This window comes from Micromonospora sp. LOL_021, from assembly GCF_048060215.1.
Lineage (GTDB): Bacteria > Actinomycetota > Actinomycetes > Mycobacteriales > Micromonosporaceae > Micromonospora_E.
Map to the genome: position 1 here is coordinate 1 of NZ_JBHMIN010000013.1, position 17,197 is coordinate 17,197.

The 17,197-nt window shown below is 72.1% G+C and carries 18 protein-coding genes; 7 read left to right on the top strand and 11 right to left on the bottom strand.

Annotation, left to right across the window (positions count from 1 at the left end):
* Window positions 1-338 precede the first annotated feature (338 nt).
* Genes rnhA through ACFHWT_RS11210 form a run of 10 tightly spaced genes read right to left on the bottom strand, consistent with a single transcriptional unit; the run spans window position 339 to window position 8,624 of the window.
* A complete protein-coding gene (gene rnhA / locus ACFHWT_RS11165; RefSeq protein WP_416594532.1) occupies window positions 339-836 on the bottom strand; it encodes a ribonuclease HI in 498 nt (165 codons plus the stop codon).
* 54 nt (window positions 837-890) lie between these two features.
* A complete protein-coding gene (locus tag ACFHWT_RS11170; protein WP_281553946.1) occupies window positions 891-1,697 on the bottom strand; it encodes an IclR family transcriptional regulator domain-containing protein in 807 nt (268 codons plus the stop codon).
* A 29-nt stretch (window positions 1,698-1,726) separates the two neighbouring features.
* On the bottom strand, window positions 1,727-2,233 hold the full coding sequence (gene pcaC / locus ACFHWT_RS11175) for a 4-carboxymuconolactone decarboxylase (RefSeq protein WP_416594533.1): 507 nt from the start codon (window positions 2,231-2,233) through the stop codon (window positions 1,727-1,729).
* Window positions 2,211-3,029 (bottom strand): 3-oxoadipate enol-lactonase, encoded by an 819-nt coding sequence (gene pcaD, locus ACFHWT_RS11180; protein WP_416594534.1) that lies wholly within the window; start codon window positions 3,027-3,029, stop codon window positions 2,211-2,213. The genes pcaC and pcaD overlap by 23 nt, the downstream gene beginning before the upstream one ends.
* Entirely contained in the window at window positions 3,029-4,420 is a 1,392-nt protein-coding gene (gene pcaB, locus ACFHWT_RS11185) for a 3-carboxy-cis,cis-muconate cycloisomerase (protein ID WP_282229887.1), read from the bottom strand. Before pcaB ends, pcaD begins: the two co-directional genes overlap by 1 nt.
* Window positions 4,395-4,982: a protocatechuate 3,4-dioxygenase subunit alpha gene (pcaG, locus tag ACFHWT_RS11190; protein WP_416594535.1), complete on the bottom strand. Its 588-nt coding sequence runs from the start codon at window positions 4,980-4,982 to the stop codon at window positions 4,395-4,397. Before pcaG ends, pcaB begins: the two co-directional genes overlap by 26 nt.
* Window positions 4,979-5,725, bottom strand: coding sequence for a protocatechuate 3,4-dioxygenase subunit beta (gene pcaH / locus ACFHWT_RS11195; RefSeq protein WP_416594536.1), 747 nt, complete (start codon window positions 5,723-5,725; stop codon window positions 4,979-4,981). Before pcaH ends, pcaG begins: the two co-directional genes overlap by 4 nt.
* Before the next feature lie 35 nt (window positions 5,726-5,760).
* Window positions 5,761-6,528 (bottom strand): CoA-transferase subunit beta, encoded by a 768-nt coding sequence (locus ACFHWT_RS11200; RefSeq protein WP_416594537.1) that lies wholly within the window; start codon window positions 6,526-6,528, stop codon window positions 5,761-5,763.
* Window positions 6,525-7,364 (bottom strand): CoA transferase subunit A, encoded by an 840-nt coding sequence (locus ACFHWT_RS11205; RefSeq protein WP_282229891.1) that lies wholly within the window; start codon window positions 7,362-7,364, stop codon window positions 6,525-6,527. Before ACFHWT_RS11205 ends, ACFHWT_RS11200 begins: the two co-directional genes overlap by 4 nt.
* A 36-nt stretch (window positions 7,365-7,400) precedes the next feature.
* The gene (locus tag ACFHWT_RS11210) at window positions 7,401-8,624 is read right to left on the bottom strand and encodes a 4-hydroxybenzoate 3-monooxygenase (RefSeq protein ID WP_416594538.1); all 1,224 of its coding nucleotides are present in this window, start codon (window positions 8,622-8,624) and stop codon (window positions 7,401-7,403) included.
* A gap of 154 nt (window positions 8,625-8,778) precedes the next feature.
* On the opposite strand from ACFHWT_RS11210, the gene ACFHWT_RS11215 reads away from it, so the two are divergent.
* The 7 genes from ACFHWT_RS11215 to ACFHWT_RS11245 all read left to right on the top strand — a co-directional run bounded on the left by ACFHWT_RS11215 (window position 8,779) and on the right by ACFHWT_RS11245 (window position 16,714).
* Entirely contained in the window at window positions 8,779-9,741 is a 963-nt protein-coding gene (locus ACFHWT_RS11215; protein ID WP_416594539.1) for an ABC transporter substrate-binding protein, read from the top strand.
* Window positions 9,738-10,607: an ABC transporter permease gene (locus ACFHWT_RS11220; RefSeq protein ID WP_416594540.1), complete on the top strand. Its 870-nt coding sequence runs from the start codon at window positions 9,738-9,740 to the stop codon at window positions 10,605-10,607. Before ACFHWT_RS11215 ends, ACFHWT_RS11220 begins: the two co-directional genes overlap by 4 nt.
* On the top strand, window positions 10,604-11,380 hold the full coding sequence (locus ACFHWT_RS11225; RefSeq protein WP_416594541.1) for an ABC transporter permease: 777 nt from the start codon (window positions 10,604-10,606) through the stop codon (window positions 11,378-11,380). The genes ACFHWT_RS11220 and ACFHWT_RS11225 overlap by 4 nt, the downstream gene beginning before the upstream one ends.
* A 63-nt stretch (window positions 11,381-11,443) precedes the next feature.
* The gene (locus ACFHWT_RS11230; protein ID WP_416594542.1) at window positions 11,444-12,241 is read left to right on the top strand and encodes an ABC transporter ATP-binding protein; all 798 of its coding nucleotides are present in this window, start codon (window positions 11,444-11,446) and stop codon (window positions 12,239-12,241) included.
* 40 nt (window positions 12,242-12,281) lie between these two features.
* Window positions 12,282-13,487, top strand: coding sequence for a 3-oxoadipyl-CoA thiolase (gene pcaF / locus ACFHWT_RS11235; protein ID WP_416594543.1), 1,206 nt, complete (start codon window positions 12,282-12,284; stop codon window positions 13,485-13,487).
* Window positions 13,488-13,727: 240 nt separating this feature from the next.
* On the top strand, window positions 13,728-14,549 hold the full coding sequence (locus ACFHWT_RS11240; protein ID WP_416594544.1) for an SAM-dependent methyltransferase: 822 nt from the start codon (window positions 13,728-13,730) through the stop codon (window positions 14,547-14,549).
* A 2-nt stretch (window positions 14,550-14,551) separates the two neighbouring features.
* Window positions 14,552-16,714 (top strand): putative bifunctional diguanylate cyclase/phosphodiesterase, encoded by a 2,163-nt coding sequence (locus tag ACFHWT_RS11245; RefSeq protein WP_416594545.1) that lies wholly within the window; start codon window positions 14,552-14,554, stop codon window positions 16,712-16,714.
* On the opposite strand, the gene ACFHWT_RS11250 is transcribed toward ACFHWT_RS11245, so the two are convergent.
* Window positions 16,665-17,183, bottom strand: coding sequence for a DUF309 domain-containing protein (locus ACFHWT_RS11250; RefSeq protein WP_416594546.1), 519 nt, complete (start codon window positions 17,181-17,183; stop codon window positions 16,665-16,667). The genes ACFHWT_RS11245 and ACFHWT_RS11250 overlap by 50 nt on opposite strands.
* Window positions 17,184-17,197: the final 14 nt, after the last annotated feature.

The window sequence follows — 17,197 nt, forward strand, 5'->3', positions numbered from 1 at the left end:
GACCCAACCCCATCCCCACCAACGGACACGCCGTCCGACACACCTATCGCAAACACTCACTGAGGGAATCCAGCGAGTACCGAGGTGGTGTCGGCTGCCTTCACGAAGCCGGCGTGCTCGAAGGCCGCGCGGATACCGACATAGGCCATCGTGAGGTCCACCTTTTCGCCACTGTTGTCGACGGGGTAACCCTCGATCGCTCAGGCACCAGCACACGTTCGCGTCCGGTCGCTTCGGGCCGACGACGGTCGCGACGTCCTCGAACACCGTCGCAGGGCGTACCTCGATCGCCATGACGCCTACCGTGCCACCGACCACCGACCACCGACACACGATGGTCAGCTGCGGCGCGGTGCGGCCCGGCGGCGCGGCTGCGGCACCGGCGGCACCGGGAGGCCGGCGGCCTCCAGCGCCTCCCGTTGACCGCGCGCGGCGAGCCGGTCAGCGCGTTCGTTCTCCACGTGGCCAGCGTGGCCCTTCACCCAGTGCCAGACGACCTCGTGGTGGCGGGCGACGGCGGCGTCGAGTTCCCGCCACAGGTCCTCGTTCTTGACCGGCTCACCCGCCTTCGTCCGCCAGCCGTTGCGTTTCCAGTTCGCCATCCACGACATGACACCGTTGCGGACGTAAGTGCTGTCGGTGTAAAGGTCGGCGGTGGACGCCCGGGTCAGCGCGGCCAGCGCCCGGATCGGGGCGGTGAGCTCCATCCGGTTGTTCGTCGTCGCGCCGGCCTCACCGCCGCACAGCTCCTTCTCGGCCTCGCCGTAGCGCAGCAGGGCACCCCAACCGCCCGGCCCCGGGTTGCCGCTGCACGCGCCGTCGGTCCAGATCTGCACCCGTGTCGTCCTCAGTCCCGCCACCCGGACAACCTACTGGCGGGTGCGGCGCGGTCAGGCGCCGGGCAGCCGGGTGGCCCGACCCGGCGCGGCGATCCGCAGATCGGCCTCGATCTTGGCGGCGGTGGCCAGCAGGTGCGGCAGCAGTTCGCGGCGGATCGACTCGACGGTGTTGCGGCTGGCGTGCACCGAGATGTTCACCGCAGCGACCACTTTGCCGGCCCGGTCCCGGATCGGTGCCGCCACCGACCGCAGACCTTCCTCCAACTCCTGGTCGACGATGGCGTAGCCCTGGGCGCGGACCCGGTCCAGCTCCGCCCGCAATGCCGCCATGGTGTGGGCGGTACGGGAGGTGAGCCGGTCCAGCCGGCTGCGCTCCAGCCGGGCGACCGCCTCTTCCTCGGGCAGGTGCGCCAGCAGCACCCGGCCGACGGAGGTGGCGTACGCCGGGAACCTGGTCCCGACGTTGATCGACACTGTCATGATCCGCGAGGTCGGCACCCGGGACACGTAGACGATGGAGTCGCCGTCCAGCACGCACACCGACGACGACTCGTGCACCTGGGCGACCAGCCGTTCCAGGTGCGGCTCGGCGACCTCGGGCAGCGAGATGCTGGACAGGTAGGCGTAGCCCAGCTCCAGCACCCGGGGAGTGAGCGAGAACATCCGTCCGTCGGTGCGGACGTAGCCGAGGTCGACCAGGGTGAGCAGGAACCGGCGGGCGGCGGCGCGGGTCAGGTCGCAGATCCGGGCCACCTCGCTGAGTGTCAACTCAGGATGCTGGGCGTCGAATGCGCGGATCACGGCGAGGCCGCGCTCCAACGACTGCACGAAATGAGTTTCCCGCCCGTGCTCGCTCATAACTCTCCTGTGGTGATGGTCGCCGAACCCTAACCGGGTTCCACGGTGCCCGGATCCGCCGATGATCTTGCTTCGCTGTCGGAGATCCGACCATCCGGTCCCGGGCTCTCGGCCAGCACCCGCTGTGCCACCGCGTACGCGCTGTTCGCGGCCGGCACACCCGCGTAGACCGCCGTGTGCAGCAGCACCTCGTTGATTTCCTGCGCGGTCAACCCGTTGCGCAGCGCGGCCCGCACGTGCATCGCCAGCTCGTCGGTGCAGTGCAGGGCGGTCAGTACGGCGAGCGTGACGCAGCTGCGGGTCCGCCGGTCCAGCCCGTCGCGGGTCCAGACGCTGCCCCACGCGTACCGGGTGATGAAGTCCTGAAAGTCGGCGGTGAACTCGGTCGTGTTGGCGACCGCCCAGTCCACGTGCGCGTCGCCGAGGACCGCTCGGCGTACCGCCATCCCGGCGTCATACCTCGGATCCGACGACGACGGTGCGGCCCGAGGGCCGGGCGACGGAGTCGTGGCGTCAACCGGCGGATCGGTCGGCATCGCCGGTCACCTCCTGTCCGGTGAGATGCGTCAGGATCAACTCGGACACCTGATCGGCCTGCTCGACGCTGGCCAGGTGCGCGGCGTCGGCGACGATCTGCAGGGTGGCGTCGGGGATGCCGGCGACGATCGTCTCGCTGTGCGACGGCGGGGTGGCCGGGTCGTCGGCGCCGGCGATCACCAGGGTCGGCGCGGTGATCCTCGGCAGCAGCCCGGCCAAATCCATCTGTCCGATCGCGACGCAGCAGCCGGCGTACCCCTCGGCCGGGGTGGCCGCGATCATCGCGCGGGCGGCGGCGAAGACGTCGGGTCGCCGGGCGGCGAACCCGGGGGTGAACCAGCGGGCCGCGACCGTGTCGGCCACCACGCCGGTGCCCTCGGCCCGCACCGTGGCCGCCCGGTCGGCCCATGCCTGGGCCGGGCCGAGCAGCGCGGAGGTGCAGCAGAGCACCAGCCGGTCGACCCGGGCGGCGGCGTGTCCGGCCAGCCACATCCCGGTCATCCCGCCGAGGGACACCCCGGCCACGTGGACCCGGTCCAGCTCCAGCCGGTCGAGCAGGGCGAGCACGTCGGCCCCGAGATCGTCCAGACTGTACGGACCGGGCGGTACCGGGGAGCGGCCGTGCCCCCGGGTGTCGTAGCGCAGCACCCGCAGCCCGGCACCGGTGAGCACCGGCACCTGCGGATCCCACATCGCCCGGGTGCTGCCCAGCGAGTTGGCCAGCAGCACCACCGGCGCGCCGTCGGGTCCGACGATCTCGTGGTCGACCTCCACCGGGTGGCGGTCGGTGGTCATCAGCGGTCCTCCTGAGTCAGTCGGCTGCGGTGGGCGCGCAGCGCCCGGTCGATCAGTTCGCGGTACGCACCGAGGTAGCCGGCCGGGTCGAGCAACTCGTCCAGCTGGGCCCGGGTGAGCACCGCGCTGACCTGTGAGTCGGCGGCCAGCCGTTCGGCCAGCCCGGCGGCGGGACCGCCGGTGACCGCTACCTTGACGATCTCGTTGGCCCGGTGCCGGCCGAGCTGCCCGGCGAGTGCGCCGCTGACCCGTTCGGCGAGCAGCCCACCGCCGGTCAGGTCGAGGTTGGCCCGCATCCGCACGGCATCGACCCGTAACCCTTCCAGGCAGGTACGTAGCCAGTAGGCGGCCGAGCCGACCGACTCCAGCAGGCTGCGCAGCGCCCGCCACTCGGCGTGCCAGCCGCCGGCCGCCCGTTGGTGCTCCTGGGCCATCGCGGCAAGCAGGGTGGCGACCAGGCCGGGCGCCTGGTCGGCGCAGGCGACGGCGGTGACGGCCGCGACCGGGTTGCGTTTGTGCGGCAGGGTCGACGATCCGCCGGGGCGTTCCTCGGCCAGCTCGGCGACCTCGGTCTGGGCGTGCAGCGTGACGTCGCGGGCGATCTTGCTGATGCTGCCGGCGGTGCCGCCGAGCACGCCAGCCAGCTCGGCCAGCCGGCTCCGGTCGGTGTGCCAGGGCAGCTGCGGGGCGGCCAGGTCGAGCTCGACGGCGAGCCGATCGACCAGAGCCGGGCCGTCGGTGCCGAACGCGGCGAGGGTGCCTGCGGCGCCGCCGAGCTGAACGGCGGGGACCTCGTCCCGGACGGTGCCCAGCCGGCGGGCGGCGGTGTCCAACGCGGTCAGCCAGCCGGCGGCGACCAGTCCGAAGGTGGTCGGCAGTGCCTGCTGCAGCAGGGTCCGGGCGGGCAGCAGGGTGTCCCGGTGTGTGGCGGCCAGCCGGGCGGCGGCCGAGGCGGTCCGCCGTACGTCGTCCAGCATCGGCCCCAGCGCCCGGCGGACCACCAGCATGGCGGCGGTGTCCAGGATGTCCTGGCTGGTGGCCCCGGCGTGGACGTACCGGGCGATGTCCGGTCCGACGGCGGCGCGCAACGCGGCGACCAGCGGTACCACCGGGTTACCGGCGCTGGTCGCACCCGCGCCGATCGCCGCCGGGTCGAACCGGTGGTCGCGGGCGGTGGCGGTGATTGTCGCGGCGGCGGCCGGCGGCACCGTTCCGCAGGCCGCCTGGGCGCGGGCCAGCGCTGCCTCGGCGTCGAGCATGGCTCGCAGCCAGGCCCGGTCGTCGACGGCGGCCCGGACCGCGCCGGCGGCCAGCAGCGGGTCGAACAGACCGACCGGCTCGGGATCGTCGATGGTGGACTCCGGTTCAGACGGCGAAGAAAATGGTTTCATGCTCGCCCTGTAGCCGGATGTCGAACCGGTAGCCGTCCGGCTCGGCGGTCGCGATCAACGTGCCGCGTCGGGCCTGCGGCAGCCCGGCCAGCACCGGGTCGGCGGCGTTCGCGTCGACTTCGTCCGGAAAGTAGATCCGGGTGACGACGCGGTGCAGCAGCCCTCGGGCGAACACCGACACGGCGACGTGTGGGGCCTGCGGCCGCCCGTCCGGGCCGGGCACCGGGCCCGGCTTGCGGGTGCGTACCGCCCACCCGCCTGTCTCGTCGGTGGGGCAGCGGCCGAAGCCGCGGAACCCGGCCACCGCGCCGCGCGGATCGTCCGGGTGGTCGAACCGGCCCTGCGGGTCGGCCTGCCAGGTCTCGATCAGACCGTCCGGCACCGGGTCGCCGGCGCCGTCGAGGAGCCGACCACGCAGCCAGATCGCCGCCGGGTCGGTCTCGTCGACCACGAACGGCCCGTCCGGCCAGGGCAGGCCGATCCCCAGGTACGGTCCGACGGTCTGCGCCGGGGTCAGCCCGGTCTGCTGGTCCCAGTCCGACGCGGTCACGCTGATGGTCACGATTCCTCCATCGGGGTCGCCTCGGTGCCGCGCAGCACGATGTCGAACCGGAAGCCGAGCGCCCATTCCTCGACCGTGTTGGCCAGGTCGAAGCTGGCGATCAGCCGTTGCCGGGCGGCCGGGTCGGGGATCGAGTTGAAGACCGGGTCGTAGGCGAACAGCGGGTCGTCGGGGAAGTACATCTGGGTCACCAGCCGCTGGGTGAAGGCCCGGCCGAACAACGAGAAGTGGATGTGCGCCGGCCGCCACGCGTTGAAGTGGTTGCGCCACGGGTAGGCGCCGGGCTTGATGGTGACGAACCGGTAGCGGCCCATCGAGTCGGTCATCGCCCGGCCGACGCCGGTGAAGTGCGGATCGAGCGGTACGTCATGCTGGTCGAGCTTGTGCAGGTAGCGCCCGCCGGCATTGGCCTGCCAGACCTCCACCAGGGTGTCCGGCACCGGCCGGCCGTCGCTGTCGCGGACCTGGCCGTGCACGACGATCCGCTGCCCCTGGGCTTCGCCGTCGCCGCTGCGGCTCAGGTCCGCGTCGGCTGCGGTGACCCGGCCCTCGCCGAGCAGCGGGCCGGTGATCTCGGTGAGCGTCTGCGGGAGCAGCACCGGCGACTCGGCCGGGGCGCGCAGCACCGTGGACTTGTAGTCGGGGGAGAGCAGCGGCGGGTGTACGGCGGTGTCGTCGCGCCGGTAGCGCGGCAGGAGCAGCTCGCCGGGGCGGTCGGCCCGTACGGGCGTGGTGTCGGGCATGGCGGTGCCTCCTTGGTCAGCTGTCCCCGCCGGGGTCAGGGGTTCAGCAGCTGGCGCAGGGCGGCCAGCTCCTGCGGGGTGGGTTCGTCGGTGGTCGTCAGGTCGGCGGCGACCTTCAGCGGCCAGCCGGTGGCCGCCACGGCCTGCTCGACACCCACTCCGGGGTGCAGCTGGGTGAGGGTCAGCTCGCAGGTGTCCGGGTCCGGGCGCAGCATGCCGAGGTCGGTGATGACCAGGGTGGGACCCCGGCCGCGCAGGCCGAGGCGTTGCCGGTCGCCGGGGCCCGCGCCGAAGCCGACCGAGGTGACGAAGTCGACCCGGTCGACGAACGTACGCCGACTCTGCGGCACGATGACGATCACCTCGCCGCACGAGGCGGCGATTTCCGGTGCTCCGCCCGCGCCGGGCAGCCGTACCTTCGGGTCGGTGTAGTCGTCGCCGATCACCGTGGTGTTGATGTTGGCGTACCGGTCTATCTGCGCGGCACCGAGGAAGCCGACGTCGATCCGGCCGGGCTGCAGCCAGTAGTTGAAGATCTCCGGCACCGACACGACCGTGTCGGCGGTCTCGGCGAGCACCCCGTCGCCGATGGACAGCGGCAGCCGGCCGGGCTTGGCGCCGATGGTGCCGGACTCGTAGACCAGCACCAGGTCGGGGGAGTGGGTCCGCCGGGCCAAGTTGGCTGCGGTGCTGGGCCGGCCGATGCCGACGAAGCAGCGGGCGTCGTCGCGCAGCGCCCGGGCGGCGGCGACGGTCATCATCTCGTCGCGGGTGAACCCCTCGACGGCTTGCGGCTCGCTCATTCCGCACCACCGTACGTCGCGTCGGTCCCCGCCGCGGCCAGGACGTGTTCGTCGAGCCAGCGGGTGAAGGTGTCCCGGTCCCGGCTGATCTCGTCCCACTGCTGGTAGTAGTCGTTGGCCCGGTCGCTGTAGTCCATCGCGTACGACGGGTGCGCCCCGCCGGGCACCTCGGCGACCCGGGTGACCGCCCAGCCGGGCAGCACCACGGCGCCGGGTCGGGGGGTCAGCTCGTCGACGATCTCCTCGACGGTGACCAGGGACCGTGCGGACGCCAGTACGACCTCCTTGTGGACCCCGGTGATGCCCCAGATCTGCACGTTGCCGTGCCGGTCGGCGCGTTGGGCGTGCACGATGCCGACGTCGGGGTTGAGCGCCGGTACGGCGGTGAGCACTTCGCCGGTGAACGGACAGGTGATGGGCGCGATGGTCGGGGTGCGGTCGGCGAGGTCGGTGCCGACGTAGCCGCGGAGCACGGCGAACGGCAGGCCGGCGGCGCCGGCGACGTACCGGTTGGCCATCCCGGCGTGGCTGTGCTCCTCGATCTCCAGCGGACGGGGCCAGCCGCGCTGTACCGCGTCGCGGAACCGGTGCAGCGAACCGACCCCGGGGTTGCCGGCCCAGCTGAAGATCAGCTTTTTGGCGCAGCCGGCGCCGATCAGCTGGTCGTAGACGACGTCCGGGGTCATCCGGATCAGCGTGAGGTCGCGTCGGCCCTGCCGGATGATCTCCTGCCCGGCCGCGGTCGGGATCAGGTGGGTGAATCCCTCCAGGGCGACGCTGTCGCCGTCGTGGACCAGGTCGGCGACACCGTCCGCCAGCGAGGAAATTTCAGCCATGCATCATCCCCGGTGCGTGTGATGAACAAAAGTTCGCTAAGCGAACGGTACGGTCGGGGTTACCGGCGTGTCAACGCGGCTGCTCCAGTCCAGCGGCAGCCCCACGTAGTTCTCCGCCAGGGTGGTCGCCGCCGCGGTGGAGGTCGTCACGTACTCCAACTGGGCCACCTGGAGCCGGTGACTGAACTCGTCGGCGTCGGCGGGTCGGTGCAGCAGCCCGGTCATCCAGGAGGAGAAGTGCTGGACCCGCCAGATCCGGCGTAGGCACCGGGCCGAGTACTCGTCCAGCCCGGTCCCGCGTCCCTGACGGAACCAGGTGGTCAGCGCCTCGGCCAGGAAGCGGACGTCGGCGACCGCCAGGTTCAGCCCTTTCGCGCCGGTCGGCGGCACGATGTGCGCCGCGTCGCCGGCCAGGAACAGCTGGCCGTAGCGCATCGGTTCGGTAACGAAGCTTCGCATCGGGGTCACCCCCTGCTCCAGGATCGGGCCCTCCTTCAGGGTGAAGCCGTCGTTGGTCGCCAGCCGGGTGTGCAGCTCGTCCCAGATCCGCGCGGTCGGCCAGTCGCTCGATTCGGTCCCGTTGGGCACCTGGAGGTAGAGCCGGGTCACCTCGGGACTGCGCATGCTGTGCAGGGCGAACCCGCGTTCGTGCTGGGCGTAGATCAGCTCGTGCGCCGAGGGGGCGGCCTGGGCCAGCACCCCGAGCCAGCTGAACGGGTAGGTGTGCTCGACGGTGCGTCGGGCCGAGGCGGGGATGCTGCCCCGGGAGACCCCGTGGAAACCGTCACATCCGGCAACCACCAGGCAGTTCAGTTCGCGTATCGTGCCCTCGTGCGCGAACCGGATGACCGGGGCATCGCTGTCGATCCCGGCCAGCTCGACGTCGGTGACATCGAACAGGATCTCGCCGCCGGCTGCCAGCCGGGCGGCGATCAGGTCCTTCACCACCTCCTGCTGACCGTAGACGGTGATCCCTCGACCGCTGGTCAGCGCGGCCAGGTCGATCCGCCGGCTGACGCCTTCGAAGCGCAGCTCAAGGCCGGTGTGCACGAGTCCTTCGCGGCGCATCCGGGCGCCGACGCCGGTGTCGGCGAGCAGTTGCGCCGTGTCGTGTTCGAGCACCCCGGCCCGGACCCGGCTCTCCACGTACGCCCGCCCGCGGGTCTCCAGCACGACCGAGTCGATACCCTCGAGATGCAGCAGGTGGGCGAGCATCAAACCCGCTGGTCCCGCTCCGATGATGCCAACCTGGGTTCGCACGACGCTCCCTCCACCTGCCGGGTTGGCAGGGACTTTTCCGATATGTGACATTGACGCGGGCCCTCGTCGGGCCGTACGTTCATCATAAGAACCACCGTTCGGTCAGCGAACACCCCTGACCGACTCAACCTCGAACCCATCCCCTGGAGGTCCCATGCGACGGCCCCTCGTCGCCCTCACCCTGGCTGCCGCGCTGCTGGTCACCGCCGCCTGTGGTTCCGACTCGTCCACCGACGAGGCCGGCGTCACCGACGACGTCACCGACGTCACTGTCGGCATCATCCCGATCGTCGACGTCGCACCGATCTACCTCGGTGAGGAGAAAGGCTTCTTCGCCAAGCGCGGCATCAACCTGACCATGGAGAGCGGTCAAGGTGGTGCCGCGATCGTCCCCGGCGTGGTCAGCGAGCAGTTCCAGTTCGGCTTCAGCAACGTGACCTCCCTGCTCACCGCGCAGACCGCCGACGTGCCGGTGCAGATCGTCGCCAACGGTGTGGCCTCCACCGGCAACCCCGAGGCCGACTTCGGTGGCGTGGTGGTCCGCGAGGACAGCCCGATCCAGACCGCCGCCGACCTGGCCGGCAAGAAGGTCGCGGTGAACACGTTGAAGAACATCGGCGACACCAGCGTCCGCGAGTCGGTGCGCAAGGCCGGCGGCAACCCGGACGACATCGAGTTCGTCGAGATGGCGTTCCCGCAGATGCCGGCCGCCGTCGCCAACGGCGACGTCGACGCCGCCTGGATGGTCGAGCCGTCGCTCGCCATCGCCAAGGACGCCGGTGGCCGGGTCGTCGCCTGGAACTTCGTCGACACCGCCCCGAACCTGACCGTCGCGGTCTACTTCACCAGCACCAAGCTCGCCCAGGAGAACCCCGATCTGGTCGAGAACTTCCAGGAGGCGATGGCCGAGTCGCTGTCCTACGCCAACGCGCACCCCGACGAGGTGCGCACCGTGCTGCGCAGCTACACCGACATCGACCAGGCGATCCTGGACGCGATGACGCTGCCGATGTGGCCGGCCGAAATCAACCGGGCGTCGATCGAGCGGGTCGCCGAGCTCGGTCTCGCCGACGGTGTCTTCGAGTCCGAGCCCGATCTGGACGCGCTGCTGCCGTGACAGCGGTCGACAACACCCCGGTCGGGGCCGGCTCCGCCGGCCCCGACCGGGGCACGTCAGCAGCAGCCCACCGGGCCGCACTCAGCCGGCGACGCCGACCACCGACAGCGCTGCTCGGCGTCGCCGGCCTGGCCGGCCTGCTGGTCCTGGTGCAGGTCCTCCCGTCGACCCCGCTCGTCTCGCCGCGCTACCTGCCGCCGGCCACCGAGATCCTCGCCGCCCTGGTCGAGCTGCTCGGCGACGGTGCCTTCTGGTCGGCGCTCCGTGACACGCTGACCGGCTGGGCGATCGGCCTGGCCATCGCGGTCGCTGCCGGCATCGCGCTCGGCGTACTCATCGGTTCGGTGCCGGCGCTGCGCGCGGTCACCGCCTCGACCATCGAGTTCCTGCGGCCGATCCCGTCGGTCGCGCTGATCCCGCTCGCCGTGCTGCTCTACGGCACCGGCCTCGAATCGACCTTGCTCCTGGTCGTCTACGCGGCGTTCTGGCAGGTGCTGGTCCAGGTCCTGTACGGCGTACAGGACGTCGACCCGGTCGCCGACGAAACCGCCCGCAGCTACGGCCTCGGCCGGTGGGCCCGAATCCGCCACGTCATCTGGCCGACCTCGCTGCCGTACGTGATGACCGGCGTGCGGCTCGCCGCCGCGGTCGCCCTGGTGCTGGCGATCACCGCAGAGCTGGTCATCGGCGCACCCGGGCTGGGCAACCGGATCGCCGTCGCGCAGACCTCCGGCGCCGTCGACCTGATGTACGCCCTGGTGGTGGTCACCGGGCTGCTCGGCGTCGGGATCAACCTGATCGCCCGGGCGGTCGAGCGGCGGGCACTGTCCTGGCACCAGTCGATGCGCGGCGAGGTGATCGTATGACCGGGGTGCTGAAGCGGGCCGGGCTGGTCGTCGCGCTGCCGGCCGTACTGCTCGCCGTCTGGTGGTTCAGCAGCGCCGGCAGCACCAGCTTCTACGCGCCGCCGCTGAGCAAGATCCTCGGCACCTTCGCCGAAACCTGGACCGTCGAGCGCCTGCGGGCCGACGTACTGCCCAGCCTGCTGCGGCTGGCCGCCGGTTACGCGGTGGCGGTGCTTGCCGGTGTCGCGCTCGGTGTACTGGTCGGCAGCATCCGCACCGTCCGGGCCACGCTGGAACCGGTGCTGGAGTTCTTCCGAGCCATCCCGCCGCCGGTGCTGGTGCCGATCATCATGCTCTTCGCCGGCATCGAGAACACCATGAAGATCGTGGTGATCGCGGCCGGCTGCGTCTGGCCGATCCTGCTCAACACCGTCGAGGGCGTGCGCGCCACCGACGAGGTGCTCACCGACACGGCCCGCTCCTACGGCCTGACCGGCCCGGCCCGGCTGCGGCACCTGGTGCTGCCGTCGGCCAGCCCGCAGATCGCCGCCGGGATGCGCCAGGCCCTGTCGATCGGCATCATCCTGATGGTGATCAGCGAGATGTTCGCGGCCAGCAACGGTCTCGGGTTCACCATCGTGCAGTTCCAGCGCACCTTCGCGATCCCGCAGATGTGGACCGGCATCCTGCTGCTCGGCCTGCTCGGCTTCGCCCTGTCGGTGCTCTTCCGCTTCGTCGAGATGCGGGCGTTGGCCTGGTACCACGGCCTGCGCCAGGCGCAGCGCAGCTCATGACCCGCTGCCCGGCGTGGCCGCCCGGCGCGGCCACGCCGGAAACGATAGAGAGGTAACGAGCCCATGCTCGATGTCCAGGGCCTGCGTAAGGTCTACGACGGGCGGCAACGCCAGGTCGAGGCGGTGCGCGACCTCACCTTTACCATCGACGACGGCGACCTGGTCTGCCTGGTCGGCCCCTCCGGCTGCGGCAAGACCACCCTGCTCAAGTGCATGGCCGGGCTGCTGCCGCCGACGTCCGGCGAGGTCCGGCTGCGCGGCAGGCCGATCACCGGGCCGCCGCCCGGCATGGCGGTCGTCTTCCAGGAGTACGGGCGCAGCCTGTTCCCGTGGATGAGCGTGCGGGACAACGTCGAGCTGCCGCTGCGGCAGAAGCGCATCGCCCGGAGCAAGCGCCGGGAACTGGTCGACGAGGCGCTGGCCGCCGTCGGTCTGGCCGACACCCACAACGCCTATCCGTGGCAGCTGTCCGGCGGCATGCAGCAGCGGGTGGCGATCGCCCGCGCGGTCGCGTACCAGCCGGACGTGCTGTTGATGGACGAGCCGTTCGCTGCGGTCGACGCCCAGACCCGCGCGGACCTGGAGGACCTGATCCGCCAGCTGTGGCAGCGGCTCGGGGTGACCATCCTGTTCGTCACCCACGACATCGACGAGGCGGTCTACCTGGGGCAGCGGGTGCTGATCCTGTCCTCGTCGCCGACCGTGGTGCAGGAGAGCCTGCGGATCGACCTGCCGGACGCCCGCGACCAGCTGCACACCCGCGCCGAGCCGCGCTTCACCCAGCTGCGCGGGCACGTCTACGAGCAGATCCAGGCGGCCAAGCGGGGGCAGCGACCACCCGCCCAGGCCGTCCGGCCCTGACTCTTTCCGCCGGCCCTGACCCTTTTCGAGGAGGATCGAGATGCCCGTCGCCTATCTCGTCGCCGGGGTGCGCACACCGTTCGGCCGGTACGCGGGAGCGCTCGCCCCGGTGCGTCCGGACGATCTGGCCGCCCAGGTGATCCGCGAACTCGTCGCTCGGCACCCCTCGGTCGACTGGGACGACGTGGACGACGTGGTGCTCGGCTGCGCCAACCAGGCCGGCGAGGACAACCGCAACGTGGCCCGGATGGCGGCGCTGCTGGCCGGCCTGCCGACCCGGACCAGCGGCACCACGGTGAACCGGCTCTGCGGCTCCGGGCTGGACGCGGTGGCGATCGCCGCCCGCTCGGTGGTCGCCGGCGAGGCGGACCTGGTCGTCGCCGGCGGGGTGGAGAGCATGAGTCGGGCGCCGTTCGTGCTGCCGAAGGCAGAGACGGCGTACGCGCGTACCGGGGAGATCCACGACACCACCATCGGCTGGCGGCTGGTCAACCCGCTGATGCGGGCCGGCTGGGGCACCGACTCGATGCCGGAGACGGCGGAGAACGTGGCCGCCGAGTACGGTGTGGAGCGGGCCGTACAGGACGCCTTCGCGCTGCGGTCCCAGCAGCGGGCCGCCCAGGCCCAGGCGAGCGGCCGGTTGGCCACCGAGATCGTGCCGATCGAGGTGCCGCAGGGCCGCAAGGGCAGGGTGACCGTATCGGTCGACGAACATCCCCGGCAGACGTCGCTGGAGAAGCTGGCCGCCCTGCCGACACCGTTCCGCTCCGGCGGTACGGTGACCGCCGGCAACTCCTCCGGGGTCAACGACGGCGCGGTCGCGCTGCTGGTGGCCAGTGACGCCGCCGTCCGCCGGTACGGTCTCACCCCGCTGGCCCGGGTGGCCGGCGCGGCCACCGCTGGCGTCGAGCCTCGGGTGATGGGCATCGGGCCGGTGCCGGCCACCCGCCGGTTGCTCGGTCGGCTGGGCGTCGAGCTGTCCGAGGTGGACGTCGTGGAGCTCAACGAGGCGTTCGCCGCGCAGGCGGTGGCGGTGCTGCGGGAGCTGGGTCTGCCGGCCGAGGCGGAGCACGTCAACCCGAACGGCGGGGCGATCGCCCTCGGGCACCCGCTCGGGGCCAGCGGGGCGCGGCTGGCGCTGACCGCCGCGCTGGAGCTCGGGGTCCGCGACGCCGACCGGGCGCTGTGCACGATGTGCATCGGGGTCGGGCAGGGCATCTCGCTGCTGCTCGAGTCGGCCCGCTGAACGAGCCGCTGAACGAGTCCGCCGAACGGCTGGGCTGGCGAACGCCGGTCCGGCGGACCACCCGGTCCGGTGGGCGGGTGTCGGGCCGGATTCAGGCAATGTCGTGAACCTGCCAACGGTGCACATTCCACCGTCGTGGCGTTAGCATGGGCCGGCGCCCGGTGCGGACGGCTGGTGCCCGTGCCGACCCGCCCGTCACGGCTGGGCCGACGCGGACGTCGCGAACGAGCTGGAGGCAGGATGGCGGAGCAGGCCAGTGGAGTCCCGGCCGGAGTAGACCTCAGTCGCCCCAGCGCCGCGCGGGTCTACGACTACTTTCTCGGCGGGGCCCACAACTTCGACGTGGACCGGCAACTCGCCGAGCAGATCGCCGCGATGACGCCGCACCTGGCGGAGACCATGCGGGCCGGTCGGGCGTTCCTGCGTCGGGCGGTGCGGGCGCTGCTCGCCGACGGCGTCGACCAGTTCCTGGACATCGGCTCCGGCATCCCGACGGTAGGCAACGTCCACGAGGTGGCCCACGCGGTCAACCCGGCGGCCACCGTGGTCTACGTGGACATCGACCCGGTGGCCGTGGCGCACAGTCGGAGCATCCTGGCCGAGGTGGGACGGGCCGCGGTCCTGCAGGCCGATCTGCGCGAGCCGGAGGCGATCTGCGCGCAGGCCGCCGCGACCGGGCTGATCGACTTCACCCGTCCGGTCGGCATCCTGCTCGCCGGGGTGGCGCACTTCGTACCCGACGCCGACGATCCGCAGGGCGTCCTGCGGCGGTTGCGGGCGGCCGTGACGGTCGGCAGCTACCTGGTGATCTCCCACGCCACCTACGAGGACCAGCCGCCGGAAGTGCTGGCCGCGCAGCGATTGTCGGCCCGGACCGACACCGAGATCACGTTGCGCTCGCGAGCCGAGGTGACCGCGATGTTCGGTGACTTCACCATCGTCGATCCGGGGGTGGTCCACCTGCCACTGTGGCGGCCGGACACCGCTGCCGAGGTGGACGCCCACCCGGAGCGGTTCGGCGCCTTCGGCGGCGTCGCCCGCCTGGACGCCGCCGCGGTCTGACCATGACGACGTCCGAGACGGGCGATGGCGGTGCCGATCCCGAGGGCGCGCGACGCTTCGCCCGGGACTGGGCGACCGCCGCCGCCGGGCTCGGCTATCTGCCGCTGAGCTGCGCCGAGACTGCCGACATCCTGCACGGGCACACGCTGCGGCTGGCCGCGGCGGTGCTGGCCGGGACGTTCGACGGCCAGGCCGGCCGGGACATCGGGCGCTGGCTGGTAGAGGGCCACCTGACCGAACCGGCCGTGCTGGGCTGGACCGTGCAGGCACTCGGCGAGGACTTCCTGCCGCTGGTGCTGCCGCAGCTGGCGACGTCGGTGCCGGCCCGGGAACGGATCAGCCGCCTGCAGGGCGCGCTCGCCGAGGGGTACGCCCGGGCGCTGCGCAACCGGACCTTCGCGCAGCAGTCCAGCATCCGGCAGGCGGCCTGGTCCGCCCGGGACGCGGCCGAGCAGGCGCTGCGGGACAGCGAAATCCGGTTCCGCGCGGTCTTCACCGGCGCGGCGATCGGCATCGGGCTGGCCGACCTCGACGGGCGGATCATCGACGTCAACCAGGCGTTCGCCGACATGCTCGGCTACACCATCGCGGAACTGCGGGAAATCAACGTCGGGCAGCTGTTCCACCCGGACGACGCGCCCGGCATGTACCAGTTCTACCTTGAACTCATCGAGGGCAAGCACGACCGGGCCCGAGTGGAGAAGCGCTACTACCGCAAGGACGGCGCACCGATCTGGACGGACCTCGCGGTGTCGCTGATCCGGCACGACGACGGCCGACCCCGGTTCACCGTCGCGATGGTCGAGGACATCACCGACCGGTACGAGCTGCAGGAGCGGCTGCGTTTCCAGGCCGAGCACGACCCGCTGACCGGGCTGCCCAACCGGGTGCTGTTCGTCGACCGGCTCGCCCGGGCGCTGGCCGATCCGGACGGAGAGGTCGGCGTCTGCTTCCTGGATCTCGACGGGTTCAAGTCGATCAACGACGGGCTCGGTCACGACGTCGGCGACCAACTGCTCGCCGTGGTGGCGCGGCGGCTCGCCGACAGCGCCGTCGACTCCGGGCACCTGGTCGCCCGGATGGGCGGCGACGAGTTCGTGATCCTGGTGACCCACTGCACCGGCACGCCGCAACTGGTCGGTGTCGCCCAGGCCGCGCTGGCCGCGCTGGCCGCTCCGATCCAGGTCGACGGGCACCAGCTGACCGTGTCGGCGAGCATCGGGGTCGTCGCCTCGCCCACGGCCGGCACGACGCCGACCGAGGTGATGAAGGCCGCCGACACCACGCTGTACTGGGCCAAGGCCGACGGGCGAGGCCGGTGGGCCGTCTTCGACCCGGTACGCGGCGCGCGCGACGTCACCCGCTCGGCGCTCGCCGCCGCGCTGCCGGCCGCGCTGGACCGTGGCGAGTTCGTCGTCGAGTACCAGCCGATCACCCGGCTGTCCGACCGGACGGTGTCCGCCGTCGAGGCGCTGATCCGCTGGCAGCATCCGACGCTCGGCCGGCTCGGACCGGACCGGTTCGTCGCCCTCGCCGAGGAGACCGGGCTGATCGTCCGGCTCGGCCGGTGGGTGCTGGAACAGGCGTGCCGGCAGGCGAGCCGGTGGCGGGCCGAGCACCCGCAGGCGCCGATCGTGGTCAGCGTCAACATCTCTGCCCGCCAGGTCAGCGACCCGCAGCTCGTCGGGGAGGTGGCCGGGGTGCTCACCCGGACCGGTCTGCCACCGGAGCTGCTGCAGCTGGAACTGACCGAGAGCGCGGTGATGGCCACCGGCGGTGAGCCGCTGCCGGCACTGCGCCGGCTGGCCGGGCTCGGTGTCCGGTTGGCCATCGACGACTTCGGTACCGGCTACTCCAACCTCGCCTACCTGCGGCGGATGCCGATCCACGTGCTCAAACTCGCCGGTCCCTTCGTGGAAGGGATGCGGGTCGCCGGTCCGGAGGGCGACCGCGACGAGCGGATCGTCGACGCGCTGGTCCGGCTGGCCCACGCGCTCAACCTGACGGTCACCGCCGAGGCGGTGGAGACCGGTGAACAGGCGGACCGGCTGGTGGCACTCGGCTGCGACCAGGCCCAGGGCTGGCATTTCGGCCGGCCGGTGCCGGCTGGGGAGATCACCGAGCGGTTGTCGCGTGGCCCGGACCGGCCCGCAGCCGAACAGTGAGGTCGACGGCCGCGTCGTGGGCGAGCCGGTCGGCCGTCTGCCGGCCGAACCGCACCAGATCCGGCACGGGTACGCCGTACGGCCGCTGCCCGGCGTACGGCGCGATCCGGTCCGCGGCCCTGGCCAGCAGCCGCGCCGCGCCGGCCGGGTTGCCCCGCCGTGCGTGGGTGAGCCCGACCGCCAGCTGCGCCAGCCCGCGCCAGAACTCACGCTCCATCGGCGGTGCCGCCTTCCAGGCCGACTCCAGCACCTCGTGCGCGTGGAACGGCCGGCCGGCGTCGAGTAGCCGCTGCGCCTCGTCGAGCGCGTCGTGCGGGGTGAGCACCAGATCGTCGGGCATGGTCGGTACGCCCGACGCGCCCGGCGGCAACGGCCGACCCAGCTCGTCGCGCGGCCGGGCGTTGCGTGGCCGGCCCGCGGGGTCACGATCCCGCTCCGGACGATGGTCACCTGGCGACAGACGGGCCACCGGTCAACAGTAGT